Annotated in this window: 10 protein-coding genes; 7 read left to right on the top strand and 3 right to left on the bottom strand. The window is 72.0% G+C overall.

Going from position 1 to position 12,245, the window contains the following annotated elements; all coding sequences use genetic code 11:
* Positions 1-182 precede the first annotated feature (182 nt).
* Entirely contained in the window at positions 183-1,295 is a 1,113-nt protein-coding gene (locus DK412_RS10120) for a CaiB/BaiF CoA-transferase family protein (RefSeq protein ID WP_109971854.1), read from the bottom strand.
* 203 nt (positions 1,296-1,498) lie between these two features.
* Between DK412_RS10120 and DK412_RS10115 the strand changes: the two genes are divergently transcribed.
* The 3 genes from DK412_RS10115 (at position 1,499) to DK412_RS10105 (ending at position 6,335) form a co-directional block, all read left to right on the top strand.
* The gene (locus DK412_RS10115; RefSeq protein ID WP_109971853.1) at positions 1,499-2,260 is read left to right on the top strand and encodes an SDR family NAD(P)-dependent oxidoreductase; all 762 of its coding nucleotides are present in this window, start codon (positions 1,499-1,501) and stop codon (positions 2,258-2,260) included.
* 25 nt (positions 2,261-2,285) lie between these two features.
* Complete coding sequence (locus DK412_RS10110) at positions 2,286-3,416, top strand: acyl-CoA dehydrogenase family protein (RefSeq protein ID WP_109971852.1); 1,131 nt, start codon at positions 2,286-2,288, stop codon at positions 3,414-3,416.
* A 303-nt stretch (positions 3,417-3,719) separates the two neighbouring features.
* Entirely contained in the window at positions 3,720-6,335 is a 2,616-nt protein-coding gene (locus DK412_RS10105) for an EAL domain-containing protein (protein WP_162596170.1), read from the top strand.
* Positions 6,336-6,486: 151 nt separating this feature from the next.
* Here DK412_RS10105 and DK412_RS10100 read toward each other — a convergent pair whose 3' ends face one another.
* Both DK412_RS10100 and DK412_RS10095 read right to left on the bottom strand, forming a co-directional pair.
* Positions 6,487-6,840: a hydroxyisourate hydrolase gene (locus DK412_RS10100; protein ID WP_109971850.1), complete on the bottom strand. Its 354-nt coding sequence runs from the start codon at positions 6,838-6,840 to the stop codon at positions 6,487-6,489.
* The gene (locus DK412_RS10095; protein ID WP_109971849.1) at positions 6,837-8,240 is read right to left on the bottom strand and encodes an amidase; all 1,404 of its coding nucleotides are present in this window, start codon (positions 8,238-8,240) and stop codon (positions 6,837-6,839) included. The genes DK412_RS10100 and DK412_RS10095 overlap by 4 nt, the downstream gene beginning before the upstream one ends.
* 108 nt (positions 8,241-8,348) lie before the next feature.
* Between DK412_RS10095 and DK412_RS10090 the strand changes: the two genes are divergently transcribed.
* The 4 genes from DK412_RS10090 to DK412_RS10075 are packed head-to-tail and all read left to right on the top strand — an operon-like array spanning position 8,349 to position 12,217.
* Positions 8,349-9,458: an ABC transporter ATP-binding protein gene (locus DK412_RS10090; protein ID WP_109971848.1), complete on the top strand. Its 1,110-nt coding sequence runs from the start codon at positions 8,349-8,351 to the stop codon at positions 9,456-9,458.
* A gap of 23 nt (positions 9,459-9,481) precedes the next feature.
* The gene (locus tag DK412_RS10085) at positions 9,482-10,525 is read left to right on the top strand and encodes an ABC transporter substrate-binding protein (protein ID WP_109971847.1); all 1,044 of its coding nucleotides are present in this window, start codon (positions 9,482-9,484) and stop codon (positions 10,523-10,525) included.
* Between the two features lie 18 nt (positions 10,526-10,543).
* Positions 10,544-11,395: an ABC transporter permease gene (locus tag DK412_RS10080; RefSeq protein WP_109971846.1), complete on the top strand. Its 852-nt coding sequence runs from the start codon at positions 10,544-10,546 to the stop codon at positions 11,393-11,395.
* 9 nt (positions 11,396-11,404) lie between these two features.
* Positions 11,405-12,217: an ABC transporter permease gene (locus DK412_RS10075; RefSeq protein WP_109971845.1), complete on the top strand. Its 813-nt coding sequence runs from the start codon at positions 11,405-11,407 to the stop codon at positions 12,215-12,217.
* The last annotated feature ends 28 nt before the right edge of the window (positions 12,218-12,245 follow it).

The following is a 12,245-nucleotide window of genomic DNA, read 5'->3' as shown; positions in this document are numbered from 1 at the left end:
AGAGCAGGCCGGTCCGAACCGGCGATCGTCGGCAACAACAGGACCAGCACCTGACCAAGGTCAGGCTTGCCGGCCCAGACTGTCTCGAAGACGTTTCAGCGACCGGTCCGCGGGAGCGGCCGGCGCCGATGGGTGGTCGTATAAGCCCCATTCCCAGGGCCGTCAACACTCATTTCTCCGGCTCAGCTTCGAAAACTCCCCTCCCCGCTCCAGCGGGCGATCGCCTCGATCAGCGTCAGCGGTCCCGGTGGGGGCCGGATTGCCGAAGGCGTGCCGGAGAACCGGGGTGCCGGTGCGGGCTGAACCGTGCCGCCGACGGTGACGAAAGTCTCGCGCGCCGCGAGGTGCGGGTGGCCGGCGGCCTCGCTCAGGCTGAGGACCGGGGCGACGCAGGCATCCGTCCCTTCTAGGAGCCGGCACCACTCGTCCCGCGTCCTCTCGGCGAACAGGGTCTCGAGCTTGCGCCGCAGGGTCGGCCACATCACCGGATCGTCGCGCCGGTCGAAATCCGGGTCGGAATCGAGACCGGTGAGGCGGCGGAAGAGGGCGTAGAATTGAGGTTCGAGGGGACCGATCGCGATGTGCCGGCCGTCGCGGCAGGCATAGGTGCGGTACCAGGGCGCACCGCCATCGAGCAGGTTCGCCTCGCGCCGGTCGCTCCAGCGCCCTTGCGAGGCGAGCTCCGAAAACATCGCCATCAGGGAGGCGGCGCCGTCGCAGATTGCCGCGTCGACGACCTGGCCTCGACCCGTACGGCCAACCGAGAGCAGGGCGGCGAGGATTCCGGCGACGAGGTAGAGCGAGCCGCCGCCGTAATCGCCGACGAGGTTGAGCGGCGGCACCGGGTGCTCCGCCGGCCCGATCGCCGCGAGGGCGCCGGTGACCGCCATATAGGTGATGTCGTGGCCGGCCGATCTCGCCAGCGGGCCCTCCTGGCCCCAGCCGGTCATGCGGCCGTAGACGAGGCGCGGGTTGCGGGCGAGCACGATCTCGGGCCCGAGCCCGAGCCGTTCCATCACCCCGGGGCGAAATCCTTCGATCAGGGCGTCGGCGCGGTCCAGGAGCGCGAGAGTGCCGGCGCGGTCGTCGTCGTCCTTCAGGTCCACCGTCACGGTCGGGCGCCCGCGCGAGACGATGGTCTTGGAGTAGGGGTCGCTGCCGCCGGGCCGGTCGAGCCGCACCAGCTCGGCGCCCATATCGGCGAGCAGCATGGCCGCGAAGGGGCCGGGGCCGATCCCGGCGAACTCGACGATGCGCAGGCCCGCGAGGGGCCCGCCCTGATGACACGGGTTCATGTGCCGCCCTCCCCCCGGTGGTCGTCGCCCGGCGCTTGTCGTCGCCTGACCCGGCGTGCCTTGACGATATCTGGTCCGATCCATAGCGATGGGACCCATGCCTTGCCGCGTAGCAGACCGGCTCGCCCTTCGCCACGGGCGCGCGGTGCACGCGACGGGCTCACCCACCGGACGAGTGGGGCCACGAGACGGGAGGACTCGGCATGAAGGTCAACGGCGTAGCGGCGATCGTCACGGGCGGCGGATCGGGCCTGGGCGCGGCGACCGGCCGGGCGCTGGCGGCGGCGGGCGCGAAGGTCGCGCTCCTCGATCTCAACGAGGGGGCCGCGGCCGAGGTCGCCGGTGAGATCGGCGGGATCGCCCTGCCCTGCGACGTCGCGGACGCGGGTAGCGCCGAGGCCGCGATCGCCCGGGCGGCGGAGGCGCACGGACCGGCCCGCATCCTGGTCAACTGCGCCGGCGTCGCGACGGCCGGAAAAATCGTCGGCCGCAACGGCCCGATCGATCTTCAGGCTTACGCCAAGGTGATCCAGGTCAACCTGATCGGCAGCTTCAACCTGATGCGCCTCGTGGCGGCGGGCGCGCTCGCCCTCGATCCGCTGGAGGGGGGCGAGCGCGGCGTCATCATCTCCACCGCCTCGATCGCCGCCTACGAGGGCCAGGTGGGCCAGGCGGCCTACGCCTCCTCGAAAGCCGGCATCGTCGGCCTCACCCTGCCGGCGGCGCGGGAATTCGCCCCCGCCGGCATCCGGGTCTGCGCCATCGCGCCGGGCATCTTCGAGACTCCGATGCTGCGCGGCCTGCCGCAGGAGGTGCAGGATTCGCTCGGCGCCGCGGTGCCCTTCCCCTCGCGCCTCGGCCGGCCGGAGGAATACGCGAAGCTGGCGCTCGCGATCATCGACAACCCGATGCTCAACGGCGAGGTGATCCGCCTCGACGGGGCGCTCCGGATGCAGCCGAAGTGAGGGGGCAAGCGAAGGCGATCGCGTCATGCTGAGCGACGACCAGATCCTGATCCGCGACACCGCCCGCAGCTTCGCGCGGGAGCGCCTGAAGCCGTTCTCGGCCGAGTGGGACCGCGAGGCGCGCTTTCCCCGCGAGGCGATCGCCGAGATGGGGGCGCTGGGCTTCATGGGCATGCTGGTGCCCGAGGAGCACGGGGGGGCGGCCGCCGACCACGTCGCCTACGCGCTCGCCATCGAGGAGGTGGCGGCCGGCGACGGCGCGGTCTCGACGGTGATGAGCGTGCACAACTCGGTCGGCTGCATGCCGATCCTGAAATTCGGCAGCGACGAGCAGAAGCAGCGGTTCCTCGGGCCGCTGGCCCGCGGCGAGCAGCTCGGCGCCTTCTGCCTGACCGAGCCCGGCGCCGGCTCGGACGCCGCCGCCCTCAAGACCCGGGCGCGGCGCAAGGGCAATGCCTGGGTGCTCTCGGGCACGAAGCAGTTCATCACCTCGGGGGCGAATGCGGACGTCGCCATCGTGTTCGCGGTGACCGACCCGGCGGCGGGAAAACGCGGCATCTCGGCCTTCATCGTGCCGACGAAGACGCCGGGCTACAAGGTGGCGCGGATCGAGCACAAGCTCGGGCAGCGCTGCTCGGACACCGCCCAGATCGTGTTCGAGGAGATGGAGCTCACCCCCGACCTGATGCTCGGTCAGGAGGGCGAGGGCCTGAAGATCGCCCTCTCGAACCTCGAGGGCGGGCGGATCGGCATCGCCGCCCAGGCCGTCGGCATGGCCCGCGCGGCCTTCGAGGCGGCGCTCGCCTATGCGGGCGAGCGCGAGACCTTCGGCCAGAAGCTGAACCAGCACCAGGCGGTCGCCTTCCGGCTCGCCGACATGGCGACGAAGATCGAGGCCGCGCGCCTCCTGGTGCTGAACGCCGCGCGGCTGCGCGATGCCGGTCAGCCCTGCCTGAAGGAGGCGGCGATGGCCAAGCTCTTCGCCTCCGAGATGGCGGAGGCGGTCTGCTCCGATGCGATCCAGATCCACGGCGGCTACGGCTACCTCGGCGACTATCCGGTCGAGCAGATTTATCGCGATGTGCGGGTGTGCCAGATCTACGAGGGCACCAGCGACGTCCAGCGCATCGTGATCAGCCGGGCGCTGACCGCGTGAGACGACGATCCGGTCGTCGCGCCCGTGACGGCCGGAGACCAGGCGCTGCGATCATAGATCGACGAGCGCCGCGCCGGAAAGAGACGACAATACTCGTTCGTTCAGAGGCAGTTCATCGCCGCGCGACGGAGAATGCCGGCATCATGCCGCACCCCGACCGTGACGTACATCGCCCGACCTAGGCCGTCTCGTCCACAGCGACGTGGCGCAGCGGGTGCGGTTTAACGGCTGCTTAACGTTTGTAACGTTGTGTCGAGTCCCGCCTGGCGTTCCAGCGCCGACCCGCCGGCAAGGAGCGTCGTGGTGCACCCTCGTCCCGACCGGGAGGCCGAACGCCTCTCCGCCCTGCACGCGCTCGGCATCCTCGACACGCCCCCCGAGGCCCAGTTCGACGCAGTCTGCCGGCTCGCCCGCGCGCTATTCCGGGTGCCCTACGCGTGGATCTCGCTGGTCGATGCCGACCGGCTGTGGTGCAAGGCCTCCGCCGGCATCGCCTTCGGTCCGACCGCCCGGGACGCGGCCTTCTGCGACCGCGTCATCCTGAGCGACGCGCCCCTCGTGGTCGAGGATGCAGGCCGGGACCCGCGCCTTCGCGGCTCAGCGCTGGTGACCGGCAAGGCGGGCGTGCGGTTCTACGCCGGCGTGCCGCTGGCGCTGCAGCCCGGCCTGGCCCTCGGCACCCTGTGCCTCGGCGACACCGTCCCGCGCCGGTTCTCGGAGGACGAGACCGCGCACCTCGCCGACCTCGCGGCGATCGTGGTGTCGCAGCTGCGGCACTACGAGGCCCGCATCGCCAGCCAAGCCGAGGCCCTGCGCCGGCGGGCGAGCGAGGAGGCCCTGGCCTTCGCCAACCGCAACCTGACGCTCGCCGAGCAGATGGCCCGGATCGGCCACTGGCGGGTCGATCTCGCCTCCGGCGCCGTCGCTTGGTCGGACGAGGTCTGCCGCATGCACGGGCGGGCGCCGGGCGATCCGGTCGTGAACGTCGAGGAGGCCCTCGGCTACTACCACCCGGAGGATCGCGGGCGGATCATGGCCCTCGTCGCCGCGGCGCGGGAGCATCGGGAGGGGTTCTCGTTCAAGGCCCGGATCGTGCGGGCGGACGGCGAGGTCCGAACCATCGTCTCACGCGGCATCTGCGAACTGGACGAGGCCGGCGCGGCCGTGGCCCTGTTCGGCAGCGTGCAGGACGTCACCGAGGTCGACCGCGCCGAGGCCGAGCTGCGCGCCAGCACCACCCTCCTCGACGCCACCCTGGAGCACATGGACCAGGGCCTGATGATGATCGACGAGGCCGGCATCGTCCGGGTCTGCAACGAGCGGGCCATCGCGCTCCTCGACCTGCCGCGGGACCTGATGCGCTCGGGGCCGAGCTTCGACGCGGTGCGGCGCCACCAGGTCGCGCAGGACGACTTCTCGAAGTGCGACGCCCCCTTGCGCGATCAGGTCGCGCACGCGCCGATCACGCTGCATCCTCACACCTACGAGCGCGAGCGGCCGAACGGGACCGTCCTGGAGATCCGCACCGTGCCGCTTCCCACCGGCGGGGCGGTGCGCACCTATACCGACGTCACCGCCCGCAAGGCGGCGGACGCGCAGGTCGCCCACATGGCCCGGCACGATGGCCTGACCGGGCTGCCGAACCGGGCCCTGTTCCGCGACAGCCTCGACCGGCGCCTCGCCGCGCTCCGGCGCCACGGCGGGACCTGCGGCGTGCTCTGCCTCGACCTCGACGCGTTCAAGGCGGTCAACGACACTCTCGGCCACTCGGCCGGCGACACCCTGCTGCGCGAGGTCGCGGGGCGGATCCGCGACGCCCTGCGGCAGGAGGACCTGCCGGCGCGCCTGGGGGGCGACGAGTTCGCGATCCTGCTCGGCGGGGAGCCTTGCGCGGAGAGCGCCGCCGCGACGGCCGAACGTCTGGTCGCGGCCTTGCGTGTGCCGGTGGATCTCGGCGGACGGGAGGCGACGGTCGGGGTCAGCATCGGCATCGCCGTCGCGCCCGAGCACGGGGTCGACAGCGACACCCTGCTCAAGCGGGCCGACATGGCGCTTTACCGGGCGAAATCGGAGGGGCGCAACACTTACCGCCTCTTCGCCGCCGCCATGGACCGTGCGGCGGAGGAGCGCCGCCGCCTCGAATGCGACCTGCGCCTGGCGCTCCAGCGCGGCGAGTTCGCCCTGCATTACCAGCCGGTCTTCGATCTCGCGACGGGCCGGGTCGCGGCGGTGGAGGCGCTGCTGCGCTGGCATCATCCGGCCCGCGGCCTCCTCGGCCCTGCCGCGTTCCTGGCGCTGGCCGAGGAGACCGGCCTCGCCGTGCCCCTCGGCGAGTGGGTCCTGCGCGGTGCCCTGCGCGACGCGCGCGGGCTCCCGCCGGGAATGCGGGTGGTGGTGAACGTCGCGGGCGCGCAGCTGCGCCAGCCCGGCCTCGCCGCCACCGTCCGGGCCGCCCTGGCGGCGGCCGGGGAAGCGCCCGCGCGCCTGGAGCTGGACATCGCCGAGAGCGCGGTCGCGGAGGAGAGCGGGGGGCTGGCGGAGCTTGCCGGCCTCGGCGTCGGGCTCGCCTTCGACGATTTCGGCGCCGGCGCCTCCTCCCTCGGCGCCCTGCAGCGCCTGCCCTTCGGGCGGATCAAGCTCGACCGGGCGCTCTCGGCCTCGGCGGCTGTCTCAGAGAGCGCCGGGCTCCTGCACGCGGTCGTCGGGCTGGGGCGGGCGCTTGGCCGGGCGGTCGTCGCCAAGGGGGTCGAGACCGAGGCGCAGCTCGCCGGGTTGCGGGCGGCGGGCTGCACGGGGGCGCAGGGATTCTGGCTCGGCCGGCCGGTGCCGTTCGGTGAGCTCGCGCCGCTGCTCGGCAGCCGGGGCGGGCAGCAGGGCGAAGAGATGCACGGCGGACGCGTGCCGCGCTGGCGCGCGTGAGAGCCGGCTTGTTAGCTCTGGCCGAAGTCAAACCCTCCGCGTCATCCCGGACTCCGCTGCGCGGCCCCGGAATGACGCGGAGGGCGTCAAGACTCGTGGAGCGAACCGGGTCGGCGCCAACGACATGCGCCGGTCCCGACCCACGGCTCGGTCACACCCCCCGGAACACGGCGTAGCCGAAGCGCGTGAACTTCAGCGGCAGGTGATAATGCTCCGCCGCATCCACGATGGTGAAGCGGAACGGCACCCGGTCGAGGAAGTGCGGGCCCGGCCGTCCCTGCGCCGTGAAGTAGGCGCCGAGGTGGAATACGGCCTCGTAGATGCCGGGCCCGATCCCGGTGCCGCGCACCACCGGGTGGTCGAAGGTGCCGTCCGGGCCGATCACCCCCTCGGCGACCGGGCGCGAGCCGGATTCCTCGATCGCCGCGAGGGTGACCCGGAGGCCGAGGGCCGGGCAGCCCTCCGCCACGTCGACGGCGTGGACCGAGATGCCGCCGCTCCTCATCGGGACGCCTCCCCGGGCAGGGCAGGCCAGCGATCGGCGAAGGGGCGGCGGCGCTCCAGCGCCTCGGCGAGGTCGAGGAGGAGGTCGTCGCGGCCGAACCCTGCCACGAGGTGGAGGCCGATCGGCATCCCGTCCGGCGCCGGATCGACCGGCAGGCTCAGACCCGGCAGGGCGGCGGCGTTGACCCAGCCCGAATAGACCGCGTGACCGCGGGGGCCGACCGGTTGCCCGTCGATCACCTCGGGATAGACCGCATCCGCCGCCCAGGGCATCGCAGCGGCCGAGGGCGTGACGAGGAGGTCGAGATCCGCGAAGGCCGCGCTCGCGGCGTTGCGCAGGGCCTGCACCCGCTCGAGGATGGCGGCGAGCCGGGTCGCGGGGGCCCGCGCTCCCTCTTCGGCCATCGCCCGGTACGGCGCGCTCGCCCGCGCGGCCAGGGCCGGATCGGCCTCGAACAGCCGGGCGAGGCCGATCTTGCCGATCTCCGGCCACAGCGCGTTCAGCCCGGCGATCTCGAACGGCAGCGGCCCCTCCTCGACCGCGACGCCCAGCGCCTCGAGATCGGCGAGCGCCCGCCGGCAGGAGGCGGCGATGACCGGGTCGAGGGGCGCGTCGCCGATGCGCTCGACGTAGCGGGCGCGCAGAGGACGCTGAGGGTGTGGCGCCGGAGTGAAGGTCGACCACAGCACCCGCGGATCGGCGCCCTGCAGCAGGCTGAGCATCGCGCGGCTGTCGGCGACCGTGCGGGTGAGCGCGCCGGCCACCTCGAAATCGAGCAGCGGCGAGGGCAGGCCGCCGAGCCGCGGCACCCGGCCGAGGCTGCTCTTCAGCCCGACGAGCCCGGTATGGGCGGCGGGCCGGCGCAGGGAGCCGCCGCCATCGGTACCGAGCGCGACCGGCGCGTAGCCGGCCGCCGTCGCCGCGGCGCCCCCGCCGGTCGAGCCGCCGGGGGTGAGCGCGACGTTCCACGGGTTGCGAGTGACGCCGAAACGGGCAGATGCCGTGTAACCTTGCACGGCGAATTCCGGCATCGTCGTCTTGGCGAGCGTCACCAAGCCGGCGCGACGGGCCCGCGCGACGGGCAGCTCGTCGTGGGACGAGGCCGCCGCCTCGCCCGGCTCGGCATAGGTCGAGGGCAGGCCCTCGGTGACCAAAAATTCCTTCACGGTCATCGGCACGCCGTCGAGGGCCGAGAGCGGCGTCCCGGCGCGCCAGCGGGCGGCGCTCGCCTCGGCCTCCGCCCGCGCGCCCGGATTCTCCCGCGCGATGGCGTTGAGATGCGGCTCCCAGACGGCGGCGCGGTCTTGCGCCGCCTCCAGGGCCGCGACCGGCGAGGCCCGGCCGGCGGCGAAGAGCCGGCCGAGTTCGAGCGCCGACAGGCGCCACAGTTCCGTGCTCACGCAACGCCTCCGACGGTCAAGTGGTGGACTGACATAGGCTTTCCCGGAAATGGCATACGATTTGCGACGATCGAAGGCAGCAAGATCGATGCCGCAGGAACCACCATCGTGACACTATCCGGATCGCGTGAGCGCGCCCAGGCGGAGGGCCGGTCGGTCGTGCTCGACGGCATCACCCACCGCTACGGCGGCGCCGTCGCGGTGGAAAATATCAACCTCGACATCAAGGGCGGCGAGCTGGTCTCGCTGCTGGGGCCGTCGGGCTGCGGCAAGACCACGTTGCTGCGCATCGTCGCCGGCTTCCTGCGCCAGACCGAGGGGCGGGTGATCGTCGGCGATCAGGTCATCGACGCCCTGCCGCCGAGCCGGCGCGCCGTCGGCATCGTGTTCCAGAACTACGCGCTGTTTCCGCACCTGACGGTGGCCGAGAACGTCGCCTACGGGCTCGCGGCCCGCGGCGCCCCCCGGGCCGAGCAGGCGGCGGAGGCGCGTCGCCTCCTCGACCTCGTGCAGCTCGGGCATGCGGGCAGCCGCTATCCGCGCCAGCTCTCCGGCGGGCAGCAGCAGCGGGTGGCGCTGGCACGCGCCCTCGCCATCCGCCCGGCGGTCCTGCTCCTCGACGAGCCCTTCGCGGCCCTCGACAAGAACCTGCGCCTCGACATGCAGATCGAGGTGAAGCGGCTCCAGCGCGTCGCCGGGGTCACCACGCTGCTGGTCACCCACGACCAGGAGGAGGCCCTGTCGCTCTCCGACCGGGTGGCGGTTTTGTCGAACGGGCGGCTCGAGCAGTTCGCCGCGCCGACCACGGTCTACGACGCGCCCGAGAGCCTGTTCGTCAACACCTTCGTCGGCTCGGCCAACGCGGTGCCCGGCGTGCTGCTCGGGCAGAACGGGACCGAGCCGCGGATCGCGCTCGATGCCGGCGGCGAGGTCCTGGCCCGGCCGCTTGCCCGGCCGATCGCGCCGGGCTCGCGCGTCACCGTGTGCCTGCGGCCCGAGCACCTGCGCCTCACCGACGGGCAGGAGGGCATCGCGGGCGTGGTCGAGATGGCGTTGCCGCTCGGCCCCACCGTCGTCCACGAGGTCCGGGTCGGCGCCGGCCGCCCGCTCAAGATCGCCGAGCCGCGCCTCGGCGGCGGGCTCTTGCGCCCGCCCGGCACGCCGGTGCGCATCGCCGTCGCCCCCGGCCTCGCCTCCGCCTTCCCGGCCGCCGCCTGATTTCCGAACAAGGAGCCCCATCGATGCTCGACCGCCGCACTCTGCTGACCACCGCCCTGTCGCTCGGCGCGATGGAGCTGTTTCCCGGCCTGTCCTTCGCGCAGGCGCGGCCCCTCGTCTTCGCCACCTTCACCGGCAGCTGGGAGGAGGCGCACAAGGCCGTGCTGGTGCCGGCCTTCCGCAAGGAGACGAACAACGCCCCGATCGTCCTCGACCCGATGCTGTCGGTCGACCAGATCGCCAAGGTCTCGGCCGCCAAGTCGAACCCGCCGATCGACGTGATGCTGCACGATCCCGGTCCGGCGCTGACGGCCCTCGCCCAGGATCTCGTCGAGCCCTTCCCCGTCGAGCGCAGCGCCGCCTTCAAGGACCTGATCCCCGACGCGCAGGACCCGAACGGTCCGGCCGCCTTCTTCCAGGTCGTCGGCCTGACCTACAATCCCGACACGGTGAAGACCCCGCCGACCTCCTGGGCCGACCTGTGGCGGCCCGAGTACAAGGGCCGGGTCGGCATCACCAACATGAACTCGACGCTCGGCACCGGCTTCATGGTCGAGATCGCCAAGATGCATGGCGGCTCGGAATCGAACATCGACCCCGCCTTCAAGGCGATGGAGCAGCTGAAGCCCAACCTCTCGGCGGTCGCGGCCAATCCCGGCGCGCTCGCCACCCTCTTTCAGCAGGGCCAGGTCGACATCTCGCCCGGCAACTTCAACGCGATCCAGATCCTGAAGGCCAAGGGCGTGCCGGTGGAGTTCGTGGCGCCGAAGGAAGGCGCGATCGCCTTCAAGACGCTGATCCAGATCGTGAAGAACTCGCCGAACCGCGAGCTCGCCTTCAAGCTGATCGAGGCGGCGATCTCCGAGCCGGTCCAGACCCGGCTGATGCAGGCGCCCTACCTGGTGGTCCCCACCAACACCAAGGTGAAGATGACCGGCGAGATCGCCCGGGTGCTGGCCAAGGACACCGACGACCTGAAGAAGAAGTTCGTGTTCCAGGACTGGAAGACGATCAACGCGCAGCGCCCGGCCTGGATCGAGCGGTTCAACCGCGAGATCAAGCTGTAAGGATCCAGTCAGAGGATTTTGGCCGTGGCCCTGCCGGATGTCACCACCTACCCTCTGAGGCTGGCGAGCCCGCTCGCCCTGTTCTTCGCGGCGTTCTTCGCCGCGCCCCTGGTGGCGCTCCTCGGACTGTCGCTCCAGGGGCCGGACGGGCATCTCGGCCTGTCGCAATACGCGGCTTTCTTAAGCGACGGCTTCAGCCTCGGCGTGCTCCTCGGCACGCTCTGGCTCGGGCTCAAGGTCACGGCCGCCTGCCTCGTCCTCGGCCTGCCGCTGGCGCTGGTCGCGACCCGGGCCGGGGGCTGGGTGCGGGGCGTGATCATCCTGGCGGTGCTGACGCCGCTCCTCACCAGCGTGGTCATCCGCACCTTCGCGTGGATCGTGATCCTCGGGCGGCAGGGGGTGGTCAACTCTCTGCTCTCGTCGCTCGGGCTGATCGAGACGCCGCTGCGGATGCTCTACGCGGAGGGCGGCCTCGTCGCGGCGCTCGCCCAGGTGCAGATGCCGCTCATGGTGCTGCCGCTGATGACGGCTTTGTCCCGCATCGATCCGAGCCTGTGGGACGCCTCGGAAGCGCTCGGGGCCGGGCGCTGGCGCACCTTCGTCCGCGTGACCCTGCCGCTCTGCCTGCCGGGCCTGATCGCCGGGGCGGTCCTCACCTTCGCGGCGGCGATCTCGGGCTTCATCACCCAGTCGCTGATCGGCGGCGGGCAGATGCTGTTCATGCCGGGCTACATCTACCAGCAGGCCATCGCTCTGCAGAATTGGCCCTTCGCGGCCGCGATGTCGGTGGTCTTCCTCGTCGCGGTGCTCGCCGTGGTGCTGGCCTTCAACGCCCTCGGCCGCCTCGCCCGCGGCTACGCGCAGACCTGAGGAGTTCCGATGTCCCGCACTCCCGGCGCCCTCGACCGGCTCTCGTTCGAGGGCCTCCTGCACCTTCTCGCCCTCCTGGCCCTGGTGCTGCTGCTGGCCCCCACGGTGATCGTGCTGGTGGTCTCGTTCACCGACGGGCTGTCCCTGCGCTTCCCGCCGCCGGGCTACTCCTTCCGTTGGTACGGCGAACTGATGGAGGCCTGGCAGCTGCACTACGCGCTCAAGAACAGCCTCACGGTCGCGGTGTTCGCCACCGTGCTGGCGGTCGGGCTCGGGGTTCTGGCGGCGCTCGCCGTGGCGCGCTCGCCGCGCCTCTCGGCGCGCCTCCTCGACAGCTTCTTCCTCTCGCCGCTGATCCTGCCGGCCCTGGCCTTCGGCCTGTCGAGCCTGATGTTCTTCTCGCTGCTGGGCTGGCCGGTCTCGGTCGCCACTTTGGTGCTCGGCCACACCGTGGTCTGCGTGCCTTACGTGGTGCGCAACACGGTGGCGGCACTGACCCAGCTCCAGCCCTCCCTCCTCGAAGGCTCGGCCAGCCTCGGCGCCTCGCGGCTCTACACCTTCCGGCGCATCACCCTGCCGCTGATCCGGCCCGGCATCCTGTCGGGGGGCTTTCTCGCCTTCATGGCCTCCTTCGACAACATCCCGGTCTCGCTGTTCCTGCGCGACGCCGCCACCGACATGCTGCCGATCCGGATGTGGCAGGACCTGGAGGGCCGCCTCGACGTGACCATCGCGGCGCTCTCGGGAATCCTGATCGTCGCGACGATCGGGGGGATCGCCGTCATGGAGCGGATGACGGGGCTGTCGCGGCGGCTGGTGTGAGCGGCACGCTCAGACTTGATTGCCCGGA

Origin of the sequence: Methylobacterium sp. 17Sr1-1 (genome assembly GCF_003173775.1) — a bacterium.
GTDB lineage: Bacteria > Pseudomonadota > Alphaproteobacteria > Rhizobiales > Beijerinckiaceae > Methylobacterium.
Note: the sequence above shows the minus strand (reverse complement) of the source record. Positions and strands in the feature narration are given on the sequence as shown.